The following is a 20,004-nucleotide window of genomic DNA, read 5'->3' as shown; positions in this document are numbered from 1 at the left end:
AACGTACCATCCGCATAACCCGTCGCGATCCCCTCCGCGGCCAGCCAGCAGATATCATCACGATGCGGAGTCGACGCCGACACATCCGAGAACGAACACGACACCGGCTCAGGATCCGGCTTCGGAGACGTGGAGCCACCACCGGAGGTGTGGCTGTACGAGAAACTCCAATCCAACGCGCCGGTGCCCTTCGTCAGGGACCAGCCGGACTGCAGCGCGCCGGTGATTTTCACGGTGGAGCCGGACGGTACGTTCACCGTGCCCGTGACGACTTGGCTGTCCACGGAGTAGACGGCACCCTGGGTGCTCGGAATCGTGATCGTGCCACCGTTCTGCACCGGGGCGACCTTCACCAGCTGCAGATCCTTGACGGCATTGTTCAGCTTATCGATAGCCTCCTGGATGGCTTTCTCATCAGTCGAAGCACTCTGGTACAGCGTGTTCGCTGCGTTGCGTGCCTCAATGAACGCCTGCGCCTTGTCCGTCTTGTATACATAGCCACTGGTGCTCACCAGCGCACGTGCAGCATCAATGGCGGCCTTCAGCTCATCAAGCTTGGCACTGGTACTCGCATCCACGAACACCGGGGTCATGGTCAGATCACCAGCGATGCTCTTCGGTTGGATGGTCATGACCGGCGTGGAGGGGTTGCTGTACGTCTTATTACCGGAAGGCGCGATGCCGCTCTTCCACGTCCAGCCACGGAACACCTTGCCGGCTTCAGAGGCGGGAGTGGGCAGGGTCGCGATGCCATCGGCGGTTGTGTACGTATCGGGAGCGTTCTCGACCTTGGCGTTACCGAAGTCAAGCTTGTAGGTCTTGGTCTCCCACTGGACCATCTCCCTGTAGGAGCCTGCCTTCTTGATGATGATTGTGGACCACTTGTTGCCGGCACCGGATGTACCGATAGAAGTCTCAGCTACCTCATTTGTGCACTTGGTCCAAGTCTTGCCGGAATCAGTGGTGCAGTAGATATCGATGCCTTCGAACGTCCAGCCATCATTGTCGGTGTAGCCGAACGACTTGCCGCTGGTCCACACGCTGTCATCAGAATCGTAGGTCAGACCATCAGCCTGGCCGGCATACGCCGAGGAACCACTAGCGCTCGCGGAGAAGCCCTTAGGCCCACGAGCACCATCGCCGAGGTCCGTGGTCATGAACACGGTGCCATCGACTCCGGTGAAATCAATCTTCTGGTCGTTCCGATCCACTATCAGAACATTGAACATGTTGCCCTCGTACTGGTAGTTGCCCCAGTACTCGTCCTTCGCTGTGGTGACGTTTTCCGGGGCAACGACCACGGACCGGAACTTCACGGAGTCACCCGACGAGGTGATGGCGGTCGGGGCCGGGTCGCCGAAGTGCACCGTACCCTTCACTTCAGTCGGCAGGTACAGCTTGAACTCGCCCGTGATGCTGTTCGTGGAATCGAGGTGGTAGAACGACCAGTTGCCCAGCGTCAGATTGCCGCCGACGGTCCCAGGCAGCGTGACGTCCTTGAGCTTGTCCGCCGAACCTTGGAATGCCTGAGATTCGATGGTCAAATCGCCGGTCACCTCGGACGGGAAGGCCACGGTCTGCACACCGCTATTCATGAACGCATTTTCACCGATGTTGAGGGCGCTCATCGTCTTCGACGGGAACGTGACGCTAGAGATCGGAACCCCCTCGAACGCCGATGCCCTAATCTCCAGATCGGACACGGAGTCGGGGAACGCGACACTATCGAGTTTCGTGCCCTGGAACGCACTACCTCCGATAGTCAGCTTCGCCAACGTATCCGGGTACGTGACCTTCGTCAGACTGCTCACATTCTGGAACGCAGATCCGCCAATCGTCAACTCGGTCAATCCGTTCGGGAACGCAACCGACGTCAGACCTGTGCCGACAAAAGCGTTGCTGAGTCCATCACCGTCAGTGCCAAAAGACAACGTATTCTCGCCGCCATCCGAACGATCGGCGAACGCAAGTTCCTTCAAACCGGACTTGTAGAACGCATAGGCACCGATGGATTTGACACTCTTGCCGACCGTCAGACTGCCGATGCTGGGATGCGCACCCCATGTGTTCGCGTCGCCGAACGCATTGGTGTTCAGCTCGGTCACGCCATTACCGGTCGCCATCTCGCCGATGGTCGCGCCTCGGAACGCGGCATTGCCGATGGTCTTCACGCTATCCGCAATCGACACGGTACCAATCTTGGCCTGCTGGAAGATGCCGCCGCTGTTATCAGAAGACGCATAGATACCGGTTACGCCATCGGCGATGACCAGATTGTCAATCGTCGTCGACTTGAATGATGCCCAACCGTTTCCGGAAATATCCGCACTGATTGTCAACGTGCCGAAATGCACCTTAGACGCATTGAACGCCTGAGACTTGATCTGCACCTTCTTATCGACGCCGCTGTGCTGGACCGTCGCCGGAATCGTCAGGTCATAGCACTTCGACGCATCCGGAGTAAAGGTATCCGCAAATCCGTCTACACTCACCGTTGCATTGGTTGCGGTGAACTTGAACGCACCATCATCGGGGAAGTTATAGGTGCTGTTGAGCTTGCCGTCCCTCACCAGCGGCAAAGCGACGCAACCGGCATCCGCATCCGCCTCAGTATCAGACGCTGCCACATCGGGAGCCGTCGTGTCGGACGGAGCCGTTACGGTCGTGTTCTCGTTTGCGGTCGTATCCTCAGCGTTCGCCATGGGGACAATCGCCAACGAACCTAACGTACACACCGCCGCCATCAACGCCAGAAGGCGTTTGGCAGGGCTATGATTCTCCACTCCCATTTCCCGTACCACCTTGTCTCTTCAGATAAATCTCTTTGAAATATGGGAACAACAGGGATGGCACAGCCATCCTTATTAGCCACGAATACCCCCCCAACGACTTTTCACGTTCACATCGCGAACACTGTGTCGAGAAGTGAAAACATTCGCACAATCAGGAAAACTTTCACACCTTCGGAGGCGATTCGTTCACGTCGGATTCATCTGGATGTCGGCCGCGCGACACGCAGGGGAGGGGAATGTGGATAGAAAAATGAGTTATCCACATTTAGGGGATAACCATGGGGATAATCCACCAAGTTATCCACAAAATGGGGATAACTTGGTGGATAGTGTGGGGATAACCTGTGCGCGGGTTATTGGCCGGTTGCGCAACGTAGTCAGTCATGCTATGCATGCGAGCGTGCACAGCGAATCCCCCATGCCCTCCAGTACTCACAAGCCCATCGATGCCGGCAATTCCAACACCTCCGGCGACGCCGGGCACGGTGATTCGGACCGTGTAGCAGACAGCAGGTCTATCAACCGGCAGATTCTGGCGCTGGCGCTACCCACGTTCGGGCAGCTCATCGCCGAGCCGACGTTCATCCTCATCGACACGGCGATTGTGGGGCATATCGGCGATGCGGCGCTGGCGGGCCTGTCCATCGGATCGACCATCATCCTCACCGCCGTGGGGCTGTGCATCTTCCTGGCGTATTCGACCACCGCGCAGGTGGCGCATCTCCTGGGCGCGGGCCGCAGACGCGAGGGCTTGCAGGCCGGTATCGACGGTTTGTGGTTGGCGCTGGGCATCGGAGTCATACTCGCCATCGGCTTGTTCGCGGGGGCCGAACCGTTGTGCCGGGCGCTCGGCGGACAGGGCGCGGTGCTGGAGCAGGCGGTGACGTATACGCGCGCGATTGTGCTGGGCGCGCCCGGCATGCTGCTGGCGTATGCGGCGAACGGCATTTTCCGGGGGTTACAGAAAGTGCGCATCACGCTGATCGCCGCAGTGAGCGGCGCGATACTGAACACGGTGCTGGAGGTACTGTTCGTCATCGTGTTCGGCCGGGGCATCGCCGGCTCCGGTGCGGCCACGATGATCGCGCAATGGTATATGGGCCTGTTCCTGGTGGTTCCGGCCATCCTGTGGGCGCAGGCGGATGGCGCGAGTCTGCGGCCGCGACTGGCCGGCATCGCCGCCGCCGGCGGGGACGGTCTGCCGTTGTTCATCCGCACGCTGGCGATTCGCGCGGCGATGGTGGTCACGGTGGCGAGCGCGGCCCGCATGGGCACTTCGGTGCTGGCCGGATTCCAGGCCGTGAATTCCTCATGGAACTTCGCGATGAACATGCTCGATTCCGTGGGCATCGCAGGGCAGACGTTGGTGGCCACGGCGTTGGGCGCGGGGAACGCGAGTCAGGCGCGCAGGCTGACGAAGGCGACCGGACGAGCCGGCTTAGCCACCGGCGCGCTGATAGGGCTGGCATTCGCGGTGATTGGCTTGTTCGCCGGTCACTTCTTCTCCCCCACCCCGCATATCCAGATGCTTATCGCAGCCGGCATGGTGACGATGGGCGTGTTCTTCCCGCTGCAGGGATGGATGATGGCGATCGACGGCATTCTCATCGGCTCGCGCGACTACCGATATCTCGCAGCAACCTGCACGGTGACGGCCGTGACGTACATCGCGGTCATCATGGTGTTGGCCGATGCGGTGACGCCATGGCTGGGCAGCGATCTCATGCGCACGGTGGTGTTGTGGGTGGTGTTCAATGTCGTGCTTATGGGCGGGCGCGGTCTGTTCAACGGGTTGCGTGTGCGTGGGGATAGGTGGATGAGATAAGGCAGCGAAAAAGTATGGCTCGTTCAATCAGATTGACATGAATCCATGTCTGACTACCCCTCAGTCGGCTTCGCCGACAGCTCGTCCTGCAATTGCGGACGAACTTCGTTCGCGCTTTGCTGGCTCGACTGTCGTCTCGCACATCGCCTACAAACTACAAACAGCTCTGCTGTTTGCTTCACGGCAATGTCCTCAAAGAGGGAGCCGAGGAAAGTCGTCTTAATCCACCGGAGCCTCATCGACTCACATGGCCGCGCGGACGGCGGAGTACATGCCCCGAACGAGCTGTTCGCGCCACTTGGACCAGCCGTACTGCTTGGTGATGGTCTCGCCGGCGGTGGCCCCGAGCGACGAGCCGTCGGCGCGGGTCAGGTCGAAAAGCATGTCCAACAGCACCTTGTCGTGGTGGAGCCGGTCGGCCAGCTCGCCCGCGACGGCCGGGTCGTTCGGATCCTTGCCGGTGGCGAATTCGGAGAGCGTCAGGTGTTCGCGGACCAGCACGGTGGCCCATTCCACGATGTCCGGCGCGAAGCCCATACGCTTCAAAATCACAGGCACATGGCGGGCGCCCTCGGCGGCGTGGTCGCGCACGAACGCGCGCTTGCCGATGTCGTGCGTGATGCCGGCCAGCAGCAGCGCCGTGTAATGCTCGTCGTCATACCGGCCGCCGGACGGCGTCTCACGGCCCAGACGCGAAGTGACCTCGACCATGTGACGGTCAATCGTGTACCGGTGGGCGGCCGACGCGGACGGACGGTTGCGGATGCCCAGCCATTCGGGCATCCAACGGCCCGGAATATCGACAAAGTCGATGCTTTCCCACACGTTCATGAGTTCCGGCCCGCAGGCGAGCAGCCGCACGAACAGGGCGCGGGATTCATCGTCCCACTGGCTGTCGCGGATCGGGCAGCGTTTGAGGTTGACCAGTGTGGACGGGTTGATGGGCAGACCGAACTCGCCGGACGCCACGGCCATGCGCAACGCCAGCTTGGCGTCGGTGGCAGGATCGACGCCGGGGGCCAGCACCAGTTCGCCCTCGTGCTTGGCCACACCGGGGGCCACCACATCGAACTGCGGGGCCTCGCGCTTGCCGCCGGCGCGCTGGGAGAACATCTGGAAGAAGGCGAACCGCGGCTTCTCGTGCGTCAGCGAATGCTCGGCGCGGGAGGCGGTGGAGTCCAGCGAGAAGGAGATGCGGCGGCCGATGCGGGCGAGCATCGTCTGCAAATCGTCGATGGAGTAGGCGGCGCGTTCGTTCTCCGGCCAGGTGGGGTCAGCCAGGCCGAGCATGGCGGCCACCTTGGCCTGATACGGCGTGAGCAGCAGGTTGGTGTCCTTGTTCGCCACCAGGTGGATGCAGTCGCGCACGTCCAGCAGACGCTCCACGGCCTCGTCGTAACTGCCGTGCGGGCGATCGGCGAGCCAGGAGGCGGCCAACGCGGAGACCAGCACCGAATCGCGCAGACCGCCGCGGGCCTCCTTGATGTCCGGCTGGTTGACGTACTGCAGTCGCGCGAACTCGTCCAGGCGGGCCTTGGCGGAGTCGAGCAGTTCGGGCAGACGCTTGCGGGCCGCCTTGCGCCAGCGTTCCAGGATGGACAGCGCGGTGGTCCTGATGAGCTCGGTGTCCCCGGCGATGGGCTTGACGTCCAGCCAGCCCATCGCGGCGGGCAGGTCGTGGTCGGTGACCTCCTCGCACTGGGCGCGCGTGCGGATGGAATGGTCGAGGTCCAGGCCGCTGTCCCACAGGGGGTACCACAGCTTGTTGGCGAGCTCGTTGAGCTGCTGGTCGTTCATCGCGCGGGGTTCGTAGATGATGACCAGGTCCAGATCGGAGCTGGGGCCGATCTGCCCGCGGGCCAGGGAGCCGACCGCCGCGAAGCCGATGCCGGTGGACGGCACGGTGAAGGAGACGGCCTCGCAGGCTTCGGACCACAGCTGCGTGAGGCACTGCATGGCCAGTTCGGTGCGGGCCTTGCGTTTGGCCGAACCGTTCCGGTAGACGCCGTCGTCATCCGGTTGGCTCATGTCCATGAATCGTTGCTTCAAGCCATCCACTGCGCTGGTCAATTGTCCCATCCTTCAACAATCAGAATAAAAAGACTCTGCTGAACGACCCCTCAGTCGGCATCGTCCTTCAGGGGAAGCCAAGAGAAAAACCGAACAAAGCTAATAAAAAATCCCCGCACGGCGGCTAGCGCGGCATGCGGGGATCTGCCTTATTTGATAATCCGAACCCCTAGGGAGAGGAACGGACGCCTCATCAGATGGCGGCGGAACCGGTCTCGCCGGTGCGCACGCGGGTCACGGAGTCAAGCGGGGCGACCCACACCTTGCCGTCGCCGATGGTGCCGGTGCCGGCGGACTTGACAATCACACCGACCAGCGTCTCGGCATCGGCGTCATCCGCCAGAACCTCAACGCGAATCTTCGGAACCAGGTCCACGGTGTACTCGGCGCCGCGGTAGACCTCGGTGTGGCCGCGCTGGCGGCCGTAGCCGTTGGCCTCGGACACGGTCAGACCGTGCACGCCGGCGGCTGCGAGAGCCTCCTTGACGTCGTCGAGCTTGTGGGGCTGGATGATAGCGGTGATCAGCTTCATCTCACTTCACCTCCTTGAGGACAGAGCTGGCAGTACCAGCAAAATCGTAAGCACGTTCGCCCTGGTCGGCAAGGTCGATGCCGCCGACTTCCTGGGCCTCGGTGACGCGCCAACCGATCGTCTTCTCGAGGGCGAAGGCGATGATCGCGGTGATCACGGCGGAGTAGAGGATGGCCACGATGGCGATGACCAGCTGGACGACCAGCTGCTTCCAATCGCCGCCGGCCAGCAGACCGGTGCCTTCGCCGAAGAAGCCGATCAGGACGGTGCCGGTGAAACCACCGACGCCGTGGACGCCGACCACATCAAGGGAGTCGTCGTAACCGAACTTGAACTTCAGACCGCAGGCGAGGCAGGTGAGCACACCGGCGATGGCGCCCATGACGATGGCCCACAGCGGGGAGACCACATCGGCGGCCGGGGTGATGGCGACCAGGCCGGCGACCATACCGGAGGCGGCGCCCATGGCGGTGTAGTGACCGGAACGAATCTTCTCGGTGAAGCCCCAGGAGAGCATTGCGGCGGCGGTTGCGGCGGAGGTGGAGACCCAGGCGTAGCCGGCGGTGCCGTTGGCGGCGAAGGCGGAGCCGGCGTTGAAGCCGAACCAGCCGAACCACAGCAGGAAGGCGCCGAGCATCACGAACGGAACGTTGTGCGGACGGAACGGCTGGGTGCCGAAGCCCTTGCGCTTGCCGATGATGAGCACGATGATCAGGGCGGCGACTGCGGCGTTGATGTGGACGACGGTACCACCTGCGAAATCGTGGGCGGTGGCGCCGATGGCCTTGGAGATGGCGCCGTCACCGGAGAGCAGGCCGCCGTTCCAGACCATGTGGGCCATAGGAGCGTAATCGAAGGTAATCCACAGGGCCACGAAGATCATCCAAGTGCTGTACTTGACGCGCTCGGCGATGGCACCACAGATCAGGCCGACGGTGATCATGGCGAACGCCACCTGGAAGGCCACGTCGATGGAAGCCGGGTAGTTGTTGGCGTTCAGCGAAGCGGAACCGAACACACCCTTGTCGGCGACCATCGTGTCCTTGAGCAGGAAGCCCGTGGCAGGATCGCCGAAGATGCCGCCGATGTCGGAACCGGCGTACGCGATCGACCAACCCCACAGGGTCCAGATAATCATGGTGACCGACAGCGCGGCCGCCTCAAGCATAAGCATGTTCAGGACGGCCTTGGCACGAACCATACCGCCGTAGAAGAACGCCACACCAGGCGTCATGAGGAAAACCAAGGACGCGGATGTCAGGATCCATGCGGCATTACCGGAATCGAGCGTTCCCATGTCTACCTCCCTCTCTTTCAGCTCACGGCGCCTGAACCGCGGTCGCGGCCGGCGTCTTTGTACTCACTTTGCCGTCCCCCTCTCGGGGGCTAACAGTTCGTCAGTAAATGCCCGCATCATTTTGGTTTCGTTACGGCAAGTTACGCGATTGTTAATCACGACGGGATCGTTCTGGACAGTCCGGCCGGTCGATTCCGGCGGGATTCCAACGGATATGAGAAGGCCCCGAATATGTTTCGAACATGATTCGGGGCCTTGGTTTGGGGTTGTTGCGGCGTTTCGGACGTTCACAACGTGGACGTTGCGTCGCCGGTCGGTGCCGCTTGGGGATGATGCCTAGGCGAGGATGCCGTCCACGAAGCCTTCCGGGTCGAAGGGGGCGAGGTCGTCCGGGCCTTCGCCGAGTCCCACAAGCTTGACCGGCACGCCGAGCTCCTTCTGCACGGAGATCACAATGCCGCCCTTGGCGGAGCCGTCCAGCTTGGAGAGCACCACGCCGGTGATGCCGATGGCCTCGGCGAACACCTTGGCCTGGGTCATGCCGTTCTGGCCGGTGGTGGCGTCGAGCACGAGCAGCACCTCGTCCACCGGCAGGTTCTTCTCGGTGACGCGGCGGATCTTGCCGAGCTCGTCCATGAGGTTGGACTTGTTCTGCAGACGGCCGGCCGTGTCAATGATGAGCACGTCCGCATTGGCCTCCTTGGCCTTGGCGGCGGCCTCAAAGGCCACGGAGGCCGGGTCGGCGCCGTCCTTGTCCGAACGGACCACGGGCACGTTCACGCGGGCACCCCACGTTTCGAGCTGGTCGGCGGCGGCCGCGCGGAAGGTGTCGGCCGCGCCCAGCACCACCTGCTTGCCCTCGGCCACGAAGAGTCGGGCCAACTTGCCTGCGGTGGTGGTCTTGCCGGTGCCGTTGACGCCCACCATGATGATGACGGACGGCTTGTTGGCCCCCGGCTTCTCGGCGTTGAGACGACGGTCCGTGTCACGGCCCACCAAGTCGAGCAGCTTCTCCTTCAAAGTGGCGCGCACCTCGGCCGGGTCGGCCTTGCCGGTGATGCGTGCGTCGGTGCGCAGATCGTCCACCAGCTGGCCGGAGGCGTCAGCGCCCACGTCCGCGAGCAGCAGCGTGTCCTCGACGTCCTCCCAGTCGGCTTCGGAGAGGTTGTCCTTGGTGAGGATGGAGAACAGGGCCTTGCCGAACGGATTGCTCGACTTGGCGAGCTTGGCCTTGAGACGGGTCAGGCGGGAGCCGATGGACTCGGGGGATTCGGTTTTGGCGGGTTCGGGGGCAGGGGTTGGCTCGGGCTCGGCGACGGGCTCGGCAGGGGCCGGTTCGGGCTCCGGCTCAGGCTTGACGGGAGTGGATTCCGGCTCGGGCTTGGATGCCGCGGTCTCCTCAGCGGCGACCGGCTCAGTCGGCTGGGATTCCTTGGTCTCTTCCGGCTCGGCAGGTTCGACAGGCTCGGCAAGCTCGACAGGCTCGACAACGGACTTCTCGTCGGACTCGACCGGCTCCTCTGCGGCTTCGGGTTCCGCCTGTTCGGTGGCCGATGCGGCGGATCCATCGCCCTCGGACTGCTCGGACACGGACGCTTCGGCGGCCTCCGCGGACTTTGCGGACTTTGCGGACTCGGTCGAGGTCGAAACCTCTGCAGACGACTCGGCTTGGGCGGCAGCGGCCTGCGCGGCCTTGGCCTCCTCGGCTTCGGCGGCCAGTCGCGCGTCGGCGGCGGCCTTGGCGTCGCGGGTCTTCTTGTCCTCCGGGGCGGCTTGGCCCAGGGCACGGTCCAGATCGCGCTTGCGGGACTTGGACCACCATACGCTGGCGACGACCAGGATGACCGCCACCACAATCACGCCGATAACGGCCAATACAGTATTCATATCCATGTCTCAAAAGTCTAGTCTGCGGCCGGAATCAAGCGGTTTCCCTGTTGAGGCCGGAATCGGCATGAGCCTGGCCCCCGATGTTTTGGACGCCCTCAGGCGGGCCCGTCGAAACTTCTCCGACAGGGGAAGCCAGGAAGAAGTCCACGAAGGCCGGTTCCGTGCGATGGCTATGCTGAAACGCATGGCACATTCTTCACGTATGACATCGCTTCAGCGCCGCGAACAGCTCATCACGGTAGGGCGTTCGTTGTTCGCGGCCAAGGGCTTCGAGGCGGTGAGCGTCGAGGAGATCGCGGCGCACGCCAAGGTGTCCAAGCCGATCGTCTACGAGCATTTCGGCGGCAAGGAAGGCCTGTACGCGGTGATCGTGGACCGTGAGATGCGCGCGCTGACCAGTGTGCTCACCGCCGCGCTGGACGATCCGGACGTTCATCCGCGCCGCATCGTCGAGCGTACCGCGCTGGCGCTGCTCACCTATATCGAGGAGAACGCCGAGGGATTCCAGGTGCTCGTGCGCGACTCCCCCAGCACCGACCCGTCGGGTTCGTTCAGCTCGTTGCTGGGCGACATCTCCCTGCGCGTGGAGGACATTCTCTCCGAGGCGTTCAAACGGCAGAAGCTCTCCGTCAAAGGCGTGCCGTATTACGCGCAGATGCTCGTGGGCATGACCGTGTTCACCGGCCAGTACTGGGCGGACCGGCCGAAGGTGAGCAAGGAGCAGCTGGCGGCGTATATCGTGGATCTGGCGTGGCACGGCCTGAGTCGGCTCAATTCCAAGCCGCAGCTGCTGTTCGAAGGCGCGAAGGCGGAGAAGCGGCAGCGGAAGGACGGCGGAGTCGCGGCTGCGGAATCATCGGAACCGCCGGAATCGGACGAATTGGTAGAGCCGACGGAGCCAGCGGAATCGGACGGCACAGATGAGGCCGTGCCGGAAGCGTCGCCGGCAACCGACTGACCCCGCGCACAACGCACCGGCGAATCCCGAGTCCCGCCCAAGTCAGGATTGGGGAAAATCCGGAAAGACTCTTTAAACCGAGATCGGTACGCATTCGGCTGAACTACCCCTCAGTCGTCTCCGGCGCCAGCTCCCCTGACAAGGGGAGCCAAGACGTGGAGACGCCATTGGTCCAGAATATCCGGGGATGCAGAATGTGTAGTCAGGGCGTCAACTTACGTAACGGCCTGCCGCACCGGAAACCCAAGTGCTACGGTTTGAACAGTAACAACGCACACGCTTGATGAGAATATGTGAGGACGACAGACTGCTATGGCCACCACGGCGAAAACGCTAACCTTTGTGATCCCCGCATACAATATGGAGTCCTACCTTGACCGCTGCGTCAATTCCGTGCTTTCCGCCACGGACGCGAGTGACGTCGAGGTGCTGATCGTGGACGACGGTTCCAAGGACGGCACGCTGGAATACGCGAAGAAGCTGGAGCGCAACAATCCCGGCATCGTGCGCGCGATTCATCAGGAGAACAAGGGCCACGGCGGTGCGGTGAACACCGGCATCGCGGCGGCCACCGGCATGTATGTCAAGGTGGTGGACGCGGACGACTGGGTGGATCCGCAGGCCATCGACACCGTGCTGGCCACGCTGCGCGCCCAGCGCGAGACCGCCGAGCCCATCGACATGCTGGTGACTAACTACGTCTACGACAAGGTGGCCAAGCGACACAAGCACACCGTGAACTTCCGTCGTGTCATGGAATCCGGCCGCGTGCTCGGCTGGGATGATCTGGGTCATTTCGGTCTGGCGCAGTACATCATCATGCACGCGCTCACCTTCCGCACGCAGGTGGTGCGCGACTCCGGCCTCAAGCTGCCGGAGCACACGTTCTACGTGGACTTCTACTACTCCTACCAGCCGTTCCCGTGGGTGCGCCGGATCCAGTACCTCGACGTGCCGTTCTACCACTACTTCATCGGCCGCGAGGGTCAGAGCGTGCAGACGGACGTGATGATCCGCCGCGTGGACCAGCTGAGGCTCGTCAACCGGCTCATGACGGAGGCGACCCCCGAGAAGGGCACGGTGCCGGACGGCCTATACCGGTACATGATCCACTTCCTGGCCATCGAATCGTGCGTGACCTCGGTGTTCCTCATCCTCTCGCGCGAGCCGGAGAACTACGCCAAGAAACGTGAACTGTGGGAGGCCATCGACGCCTATTCGCCCGCCATCGGGCGTGACGTGCGCGCCAAACTGATGTCCCGCGCGATCAACCTGCCCGGTTCCGCAGGCCGCTGGGCCGTGCGCAACGGGTACACCATCGCGGAGAAGGTCGTCGGCTTCAACTGATGCGGCCCATTTGCGGGCCCGCGTTGTACCCTGGACGGCCATAGAGGATGCCAGCGGTTGCGTGAAGCTTGTTCTTTATGCCTGAACGGGGCAAAACAGGGAGTGTGCCCCCATCTTGCCCCGTTCAGGATGCCGTCAGCGGGGTGTTTCTGGGTGTTCATCCCCGGTACGCCCCGCTGAACCTCATTGAGCAGGGCATTCTGGCGTATAGGTCACCGACTTGCTCCGCTGAGAGTGCCTGCGCGATGCGAAACAGCGGCTTGCTCCCCGTCTTGCCCCGGCAGGCCAATCTCCAGCGGGGCAGACCAGCGACGTAACCGCCGAATCGCTTCGGCCCATGCCCGTCATCGGAGCAAAAACCGCGCCCCATACCCGGACCTGCCCCCGCCAAATCAGCCATCAGCAGTGCGAATAATCGTCTAACGGGGGCACCGGACGGCACCGCGCAATAGCCCGGCAGTGTCACGCCCAGCGGTCGGACATGGCGAAACTGTTATGCATGAGGTTGCTGGACGTGTACAGCACGCTGTCCAGCAGTTTGGCGGTATGCTCGCGCAGGTACTCGCCCGTCTCGCCGTTGGCCTTTTCAAGCACCTCGGCGGCCGCACGCACGTTTCCCGTATTCTCCTCGGCGTAGCCGTCCTCGATGATTCGTTCGTCCGTGCGTTCCACCAGCTGATGGCCGAACGCGCGCACCTGCTCGATGTACCCGTTGATCGCGCTGTTGGTCTCGTACCAGTGCGCGTCCGCGATGACCGCGATGAGGCGGTTCGTCCAGTACAGGTTGCCGGTGGAGACCTCGGGCGTGGTATCGCGCAGGTAGGCGGGCGTGTCGTCCACGTTCGCGTAGAACGGGGCGACCGTGGTGAACGGGCCGGAACCGAACGAAACCCACATCACCGTGCGATTGCAGGCCGGCGCGTACGGGCGAATCTGCAGCGCCACCATGTGTCCGGTGCGGTTCACGCCGATCGGACGGTAGCGGTGACGGGTCTCCGGCGTGCCCTTGGTGCCGTACGGGTCGTACGGCGTGCCTTCGAAGTGGGAGGAGAGCAGGAAGTCCACGTCCTCGAGCGTCACTTTGTCCTCGGGTACGCGGCACCACGGGATGTCGTCGGATTCCGGCGTGTACCGGGCTGCGGGCGAATCCCAGTCCTCGCTGGGGTTGAGGTGACGCTGCATGTACCAAGCGCGCGGCGTGTTGTAGATGTGGTCCTTCGGCGTGGTGGCGCCGAATGCCTTGCGCGGGTTGAAGCGGCGGGGCAGGGCGGCCACGAGAGCGGCGATCTGGTCGTCCTGGCCGTTCGCGGCTGCGGATCCAGCGTTCGTGCGAGCGGAGGCCACGGCGGCGCGACGGGCGGAATGGGCTCCGGTACCGGCGGCGACCGACCCGAATCCGGCGCTGTGGGCATGACGGCCGCCGGATGCGACCGGAGCGCCCATCGTGCGGTCGAGGTGATGCCTGACCATGAACTCGCGCAGGTCCGCGCTGCACATGTACTCGCGCTGCCTGCCGAAGGCGTCGGCCAGGTCGAAGTCGTCGATGCCCAGCTGGTTGGGGATGGTGGCGTAGCAGTCGTCCGGCACCCGGCGGGCGATCCAGTGGTAGCCGCCGATGGTCTCGACGTACCAGATCTCGTCCACGTCCGAGATGATCACACCGTTCGACTCATAGGTGCCGTACGTCTCAAGCAGTTCGCCGAGCCGGGCCACGCCCTCGCGCGCGGTCTTCACGTACGGCAGCACAAGGGTGATGATGTCCTCCTCGCCGATGCCGCCGGGCTGTTCGGGGCGGTAGTCCTCATCTCCCGGTTCGCCGTGGGCGGGATTCAGCTCGACCATCGGATCGGCGCCGAGCACGCGCTCGTTGACGGCGATGGTTTCGGTGGCGCTCATCGCCACGTTGTGTTCGTTCGCGCCCGCCTCGGCCAAAATGCCGCGGTTGTTGAGGACGTTCGGGGCGATGGTGTACCGGCAGGGATCGTCCGGCAGGTCGATCTCGACGTGGCTCAGCACGCTTTTGTAGTGGCGCGGCTGATCTTTCGGGGCGACTGCCACGAGACGCTTGGGATCGTAGCGGCCGGAGCCGGAATCGTCGTCGCGGGCGATGATGGTGGAGCCGTCGTAGCTGGCGTTCTTGCCGATGAGGATGGTAGTGCATGACATGCCGACCACTCTAGGCGGTCGCCATGCGTTTGGGGCGCTCGGAACCGGCATTCCCATGAAATTCCCAGCTAACGCACACGCCATGCCGAGACTGGTGTTGTTATATGTAATCACGGCCGCAAGCCCGCAATAATTGAATCCTTCTTCTTCTCTTCCTCTTTCTTCTCTCTCGAAGCCCGGTTTCCCGCCGGGCTTTGTCTGTTGTTGGGGCAATGCGGTGACGCAGGCTCGAAGCGCCGCCGATTTGGAATGTCTGGCGTCGGTGTGTATTTTAGAAATGTTGCCCCTCTAGCTCAACGGTTAGAGCAGCGTCCTTTTAAGTCGTGGGTTGTGGGTTCGAATCCCACGGGGGGCACCGCCGAGCCCTTGGAATCATTGAGGTTCCAAGGGCTTAATCGTATCCGGGAGGCTGGCGGCATCCCTGATTGGACAACATGCACGCAGATGCCGCTGAGTCTCAGTCTTCAGATCCGGCCACCCATCAATTCGTTTCGTCCCGGCCGCAGAATGGCAATCATCTAGGCTCTGTTAAACCCAGGTTGACATGGATGCCATTGGACTACCCCTCAGTCGGCTTCGCCGCCAGCTCGTCCTGCAATTAAAGACGAACTCCGTTCGCGGCCTACTGGCTCGGTTGTCGCCTCGCACATTGCCTACAAACGGCCCTGCCGTTTGCTTCACGGCAATGTCCTGACAAGGGGAGCCAAGAATAAGGGCCAGGTCAATCTTTGTTTAACGGAGAAAAAGAGAAAGCCCGGCGGGAACCGGGCTTGAGAGAGAAGAGAGAAGAAGGGATTAAGTTATATGCGGCTTGCCGCCGTGGTTCCCATATAAGTACGGCAGATTCAACGGGACGTGTGCAAAAGCTGAGAAATTCATGGGAATGTGCATCGTCAGCGCATCACCCCGAACCTGATTAATTCCCATCGGCATCAATCCCGCAAGGATGTTCCCCAATCGACGTTCCCCGACGTCCCAAATCCCCGACGCACAATCCATTCTTCCCGATATCCCAACATGAACACGCAGCGAACTGTGGCCAACATCGCATCCGGAAGCACCCATATCGTATATCGCCTCTGGCGAATCATGGGCCCTACAGACTAGGCTGAACACCATGAGTGAATCCATTGTCTGGACCAATCCGTTGCGCGACCCGCGCGACCTGCGCCTGCCGCGTATCGCGGGCCCCTGCAGTCTGGTCATCTTCGGCGTCACCGGTGATTTGGCGCAAAAGAAGCTGCTGCCGGCCGTCTACGACCTGGCCAACCGCGGCCTGCTGCCGCCCAGCTTCGGCCTGACCGGCTTCGCCCGCCGCGACTGGACGCAGGAACATTTCATCGAATTCGTGAAGGCGGCCGTACAGGCGCATTGCCGTACGCCGTTCAAGGAGTCGACGTGGAACAACCTCGCGGCCGGTATCCGGTTCGTGCAGGGCACGTTCGACGACCCGGAAGCCTTCGAGCGCCTGAGCGCCACCGTGCAGGAGCTTGACCGCGACCGCGGCACACGCGGCAACCACGCTTTCTACATGTCCGTGCCGCCGCGCGCCTTCCCGGTGGTGGCCAAGCAGCTGGCCGCCTCCGGCCTGTCCCGTTCGAGTGAGGGTGCCTGGCGCCGTGTGATCATCGAGAAGCCGTTCGGCCATGACCTGGCCAGTGCCAAGGAGCTCGACCACGTGGTCTCCGAGGTGTTTGACCCGAGCTCGGTGTTCCGTATCGACCATTACCTCGGCAAGGAGACCGTGCAGAACCTGCTGGCCCTGCGCTTCGCCAACGCCATGTACGAGCCGATCTGGAACGCCAATTACGTCGATCACGTGCAGATCACGATGGCCGAGGACATCGGCATCGGCGGTCGCGCCGGCTACTACGACGGCATCGGCGCAGCACGCGACATCATCCAGAACCACCTGCTCCAGCTCATGGCCCTCACTGCCATGGAGGAGCCGCTGAGCTTCACCGCCAAGGACCTCACGGCCGAGAAGACCAAGGTGCTCTCCGCCGTGCGCCTGCCCAAGGACCTCGTCGCCAACACCGCGCGCGGCCAGTACGCCAAGGGCTGGCAGGGCTCGCACGAGGTGGTCGGCTATCTGGAGGAGAAGGGCATCGACCCGAAGTCCACCACCGAGACCTATGCCGCCATCCGACTCGATATCGACACCCGCCGTTGGGCCGGCGTGCCGTTCTATCTCAGGACCGGCAAGCGCCTCGGCAAGCGCGTGACCGAAATCGCCGTGGTGTTCAAGCGCGCCCCGCACCTGCCGTTCGAGCAGACCGCCGTGCGCGAACTCGGCAAGAACGCCATCGTGATCCGCGTGCAGCCGGACGAGGGCGTGACCATGCGATTCGGTGCCAAGGTGCCGGGCGGCTCCACGATGGAGGTTCGCGACGTGAACATGGACTTCAGCTACGGCCGTTCCTTCACCGAGAACTCGCCGGAGGCCTACGAGCGACTGATTCTGGACGTGCTGCTCGGCGATCCGCCGCTGTTCCCGACCACCGAAGAGGTGAACCTCAGCTGGGAGATCCTCGATCCGATTGAAGAGTTCTGGTCCACGCTCGGCCAGCCGCAGCCCTATCGCTCCGGTACGTGGGGTCCGGCCGAGGCCGATGAGATGCTGGCGCGCGACGGACGCCATTGGAGGATGCCATGATCATCGATATGCCGAACACGCGCACGCGCGAAATCGCACATAAGATCGACGAACTGCACGAGGAGCGCGGTGAATCGGCCACGGGCCGTGTGCTGACGCTACTCATCGCCACCGAGGACGCCGATCTGGAGCATGCGTTGGAAGTGGCCAACGCGGCCAGCCGCGAGCACCCCTGCCGTGTCATTGCCATCGTGCCGAACACCGCGCACCGCGACGATACCACCGACGACGTCAAGGCCATGGAGAAGACCGACAACCCGGCCATCGACCTGACCGACGGCCCGGCGGAGTCGAATCTCGACGCCCAGGTCCGCTTCGGCGCGGACGCCGGCGCCGGTGAAATCATCATCCTGCGTCCGCGCGGCGGCCTGATCAATCACCCGGATACGCTCGTCATCCCGCTGCTGGTGCCAGACGTGCCGGTGGTGGCCTGGTGGCCCACGAACCCGCCGTCCAACCCGTCCAAGGACCTGATGGGTGCGATGGCCCGCAGTCGCATCACGGACGCCCTGCACTCCAACAACCCGGAGGCCACCATCGAGCGCCTGCGCCGCAACTGGACTCCGGAGGACATCGACCTGTCCTGGACGCGACTGACCGTCTGGCGCGCGATGCTCGCCTCCATGCTCGACCAGCCGCCGCATCTGCCGATTACAGCCGCTAAGGTGACCGGTCCGTCCGAGTTCCTGCCGATGGATCTGCTGTGCGCCTGGCTGCGTCTCAAGCTCGGCGTGCCGGTGGATGTGGAGTACGTCAACGATGCCAAGGCCGTGACCGGCGTGTATCTGACGCGCGCGGACGGCGTGGTCTCGCTGGAACGCCCGGATGAGGAGCAGGCGCTGATTTCGATGCCGGGCCAGGCCCCGCAGACGATTTCCGTGCCGGTGCGCACCATCGAGGACTGCCTGACCGAGGAACTGCGCCGCATCGACCCGGATGAGATCTACGCCGAAGTCATCAACGAAGGCTGGGATCTGATTCGTCACTGACGAGTGACATTGCCTGGCGCGATTGCCGAGCATAGAGAGACTGAGGGGAGCCGCCAATTGGCTCCCCTCAGTCAGCTTCGCTGCCAGCTCCCCTCAAGGAGGGGAGCCCAAAACAGTACTTTTTCTATAGGTAAAGGAACACGTATGGCGGAACGCAAACTGGTGGTCTATCCGAATAAGGACCTCATGATTCAGGCGGGCGCGCGGCGCTTCGTGCTGACGATTCTGGACCTGCTCGCCGAGCGGCTGCCCGATGGGAGCCACCGCGAGCGCGTGGACGTGGCGTTGTCCGGCGGTTCGGCGGCCCAGCCGCTGGGACTGGTGCTGTCCGACCCGCTGGCGGATGCCATCGACTGGCAACGTGTCCACTTCTGGTGGAGCGACGAGCGCTTCGTGCCGGCCGACAACACCGACCGCAACGCTCTGGAGGCTCGTCGCCTTCTGCTCGATCAATTGGTGTCCGATGGCAAGCTGCCGGAATCGAACATCCATGAGATGGCCGCGGATGCGCGTTCCACCGAGGAGATCGCCTCGGCAATGGCGGATGCCGCCAGCGACGATGCCGCTGTACGGACCGCGGCCGATGCGGTCAATGACACGTTGCTGGAGTCGGCCGCGCGCGCCTATGAGGATGAACTCGCGCGCGAATTGGGACCGAAGCCGGTCATCGACCTGATGATTCTGGGCATGGGACCGGATGGCCATTACGCCTCGCTGTTCCCTGGTCATGACGAGGTGTTGGTAGCCGACCGGTTGGCCGTGGGCGTGAACCACTCCCCCAAGATGCCGCCGCTGCGCGTGTCCCTGACCGCGCCGCTCATCGCGCGGTCCCGCCACACGTGGTTCTTTGCGGCTGGAGCGGGCAAGGCCGATTCGCTGGCGCACGTGTTCGCACAGCCGAACAATCCGGCGTATCCGTCGTCCTTCGCAGGTGGCGTGGATGAATTCGTCTGGTTCTCCACGGAAGAGACCGTGGTGCAGCTCTGAGACGGGACGGTGCAGACCGTGTGCCTCCGAGCACGCGGATTGTGTGCCCCCGTAAGAGCATTTCACCTGAAAATGGGCTATCGGGACAATATTGCTTGCCCCGATAGCCCATTTTTCGTCAGAATCGCATATGGGGGCACAGGCCTTTATTGCGCCATTCTGCCGATTCAGACAAAAACGGCGGAATTCCAACGATTCTTATTTGCCCCGATACGCCAAAAACACTTCAAATCGGTCTCCGGGGCACATCGCGTGCCCCGATATACGAATTTGATATGAAAAATGACTATCGGGGCGCGGATTTGCCCTGCGCAGAGGAAGTTCAAGGCCGGCGCGGCGGCTAAGCCGCCGTGAAAGGAAGAAAAAAGAGAGGCTTCTGCTGTTTTCGTGGGTTAGGTTGCTGGTGTTGGTAGTTGGATGTTGAGTCCGCCGCATCTGAGCATGACGAGGCTGATGAGGTTGGTGACGTGGTGGAAGCCGTAGGCCATGCGGATG

12 protein-coding genes, 1 tRNA gene and 2 pseudogenes are annotated in these 20,004 nt (G+C 62.8%); 8 read left to right on the top strand and 7 right to left on the bottom strand.

Annotated elements, in window-relative coordinates; all coding sequences use genetic code 11:
• On the bottom strand, window positions 1–2,627 hold a 2,627-nt coding region (locus tag KIH81_RS11520; RefSeq protein WP_214305448.1), incomplete at its 3' end, for a leucine-rich repeat protein.
• 553 nt (window positions 2,628–3,180) lie between these two features.
• Between KIH81_RS11520 and KIH81_RS11515 the strand changes: the two genes are divergently transcribed.
• A complete protein-coding gene (locus KIH81_RS11515) occupies window positions 3,181–4,617 on the top strand; it encodes an MATE family efflux transporter (protein ID WP_214305447.1) in 1,437 nt (478 codons plus the stop codon).
• 243 nt (window positions 4,618–4,860) lie between these two features.
• On the opposite strand, the gene KIH81_RS11510 is transcribed toward KIH81_RS11515, so the two are convergent.
• The 5 genes and pseudogenes from KIH81_RS11510 to KIH81_RS12410 form a co-directional block, all read right to left on the bottom strand.
• The gene (locus tag KIH81_RS11510; RefSeq protein ID WP_214305446.1) at window positions 4,861–6,687 is read right to left on the bottom strand and encodes a [protein-PII] uridylyltransferase family protein; all 1,827 of its coding nucleotides are present in this window, start codon (window positions 6,685–6,687) and stop codon (window positions 4,861–4,863) included.
• 193 nt (window positions 6,688–6,880) lie between these two features.
• Window positions 6,881–7,219, bottom strand: a complete 339-nt coding sequence (locus KIH81_RS11505) for a P-II family nitrogen regulator (protein WP_109057958.1) — start codon at window positions 7,217–7,219, stop codon at window positions 6,881–6,883.
• A 1-nt stretch (window position 7,220) separates the two neighbouring features.
• Entirely contained in the window at window positions 7,221–8,516 is a 1,296-nt protein-coding gene (locus KIH81_RS11500) for an ammonium transporter (protein ID WP_214305445.1), read from the bottom strand.
• Between the two features lie 336 nt (window positions 8,517–8,852).
• The gene (ftsY, locus tag KIH81_RS11495) at window positions 8,853–10,106 is read right to left on the bottom strand and encodes a signal recognition particle-docking protein FtsY (RefSeq protein WP_338024766.1); all 1,254 of its coding nucleotides are present in this window, start codon (window positions 10,104–10,106) and stop codon (window positions 8,853–8,855) included.
• Window positions 10,107–10,118: 12 nt separating this feature from the next.
• Window positions 10,119–10,403 (bottom strand): annotated as a pseudogene (locus KIH81_RS12410) (signal recognition particle-docking protein FtsY); the annotation flags it as partial.
• Window positions 10,404–10,608: 205 nt separating this feature from the next.
• Between KIH81_RS12410 and KIH81_RS11490 the strand changes: the two are divergent.
• A complete protein-coding gene (locus KIH81_RS11490; RefSeq protein WP_214305449.1) occupies window positions 10,609–11,364 on the top strand; it encodes a TetR/AcrR family transcriptional regulator in 756 nt (251 codons plus the stop codon).
• Window positions 11,365–11,676: 312 nt separating this feature from the next.
• Window positions 11,677–12,711: a glycosyltransferase family 2 protein gene (locus tag KIH81_RS11485; RefSeq protein WP_214305443.1), complete on the top strand. Its 1,035-nt coding sequence runs from the start codon at window positions 11,677–11,679 to the stop codon at window positions 12,709–12,711.
• Between the two features lie 462 nt (window positions 12,712–13,173).
• Here the strand turns inward: KIH81_RS11485 and KIH81_RS11480 are convergent, their stop codons facing one another.
• The gene (locus KIH81_RS11480) at window positions 13,174–14,928 is read right to left on the bottom strand and encodes a C69 family dipeptidase (RefSeq protein WP_420829153.1); all 1,755 of its coding nucleotides are present in this window, start codon (window positions 14,926–14,928) and stop codon (window positions 13,174–13,176) included.
• A 231-nt stretch (window positions 14,929–15,159) separates the two neighbouring features.
• On the opposite strand from KIH81_RS11480, the gene KIH81_RS11475 reads away from it, so the two are divergent.
• The 5 genes and pseudogenes from KIH81_RS11475 to KIH81_RS11460 all read left to right on the top strand — a co-directional run bounded on the left by KIH81_RS11475 (window position 15,160) and on the right by KIH81_RS11460 (window position 19,509).
• Window positions 15,160–15,232 (top strand) — tRNA-Lys (locus tag KIH81_RS11475).
• Window positions 15,233–15,994: 762 nt separating this feature from the next.
• The gene (gene zwf / locus KIH81_RS11470) at window positions 15,995–17,533 is read left to right on the top strand and encodes a glucose-6-phosphate dehydrogenase (RefSeq protein ID WP_214305441.1); all 1,539 of its coding nucleotides are present in this window, start codon (window positions 15,995–15,997) and stop codon (window positions 17,531–17,533) included.
• Window positions 17,530–17,736 (top strand): annotated as a pseudogene (locus tag KIH81_RS12405) (glucose-6-phosphate dehydrogenase assembly protein OpcA); the annotation flags it as partial. The gene zwf and the pseudogene KIH81_RS12405, both read left to right, overlap by 4 nt.
• Complete coding sequence (locus KIH81_RS11465) at window positions 17,725–18,522, top strand: glucose-6-phosphate dehydrogenase assembly protein OpcA (RefSeq protein WP_420829152.1); 798 nt, start codon at window positions 17,725–17,727, stop codon at window positions 18,520–18,522. The pseudogene KIH81_RS12405 and the gene KIH81_RS11465, both read left to right, overlap by 12 nt.
• A gap of 144 nt (window positions 18,523–18,666) precedes the next feature.
• Window positions 18,667–19,509, top strand: coding sequence for a 6-phosphogluconolactonase (locus KIH81_RS11460; protein WP_214305439.1), 843 nt, complete (start codon window positions 18,667–18,669; stop codon window positions 19,507–19,509).
• Window positions 19,510–20,004 lie beyond the last annotated feature (495 nt).

Source organism: Bifidobacterium miconisargentati (genome assembly GCF_019331675.1).
GTDB lineage: Bacteria > Actinomycetota > Actinomycetes > Actinomycetales > Bifidobacteriaceae > Bifidobacterium > Bifidobacterium miconisargentati.
This window is presented reverse-complemented; position numbering and strand designations above follow the sequence as displayed.

Coding starts and splice junctions, on each gene's coding strand:
- KIH81_RS11515 (WP_214305447.1), top strand. CDS start 3,181: ATGCATGCGAGCGTGCACAGCGAATCCCCCATGCCCTCCAGTACTCAC.
- KIH81_RS11505 (WP_109057958.1), bottom strand. CDS start 7,219: ATGAAGCTGATCACCGCTATCATCCAGCCCCACAAGCTCGACGACGTC.
- KIH81_RS11500 (WP_214305445.1), bottom strand. CDS start 8,516: ATGGGAACGCTCGATTCCGGTAATGCCGCATGGATCCTGACATCCGCG.
- KIH81_RS11490 (WP_214305449.1), top strand. CDS start 10,609: ATGACATCGCTTCAGCGCCGCGAACAGCTCATCACGGTAGGGCGTTCG.
- KIH81_RS11485 (WP_214305443.1), top strand. CDS start 11,677: ATGGCCACCACGGCGAAAACGCTAACCTTTGTGATCCCCGCATACAAT.
- KIH81_RS11480 (WP_420829153.1), bottom strand. CDS start 14,928: ATGCCGGTTCCGAGCGCCCCAAACGCATGGCGACCGCCTAGAGTGGTC.
- zwf (WP_214305441.1), top strand. CDS start 15,995: ATGAGTGAATCCATTGTCTGGACCAATCCGTTGCGCGACCCGCGCGAC.
- KIH81_RS11460 (WP_214305439.1), top strand. CDS start 18,667: ATGGCGGAACGCAAACTGGTGGTCTATCCGAATAAGGACCTCATGATT.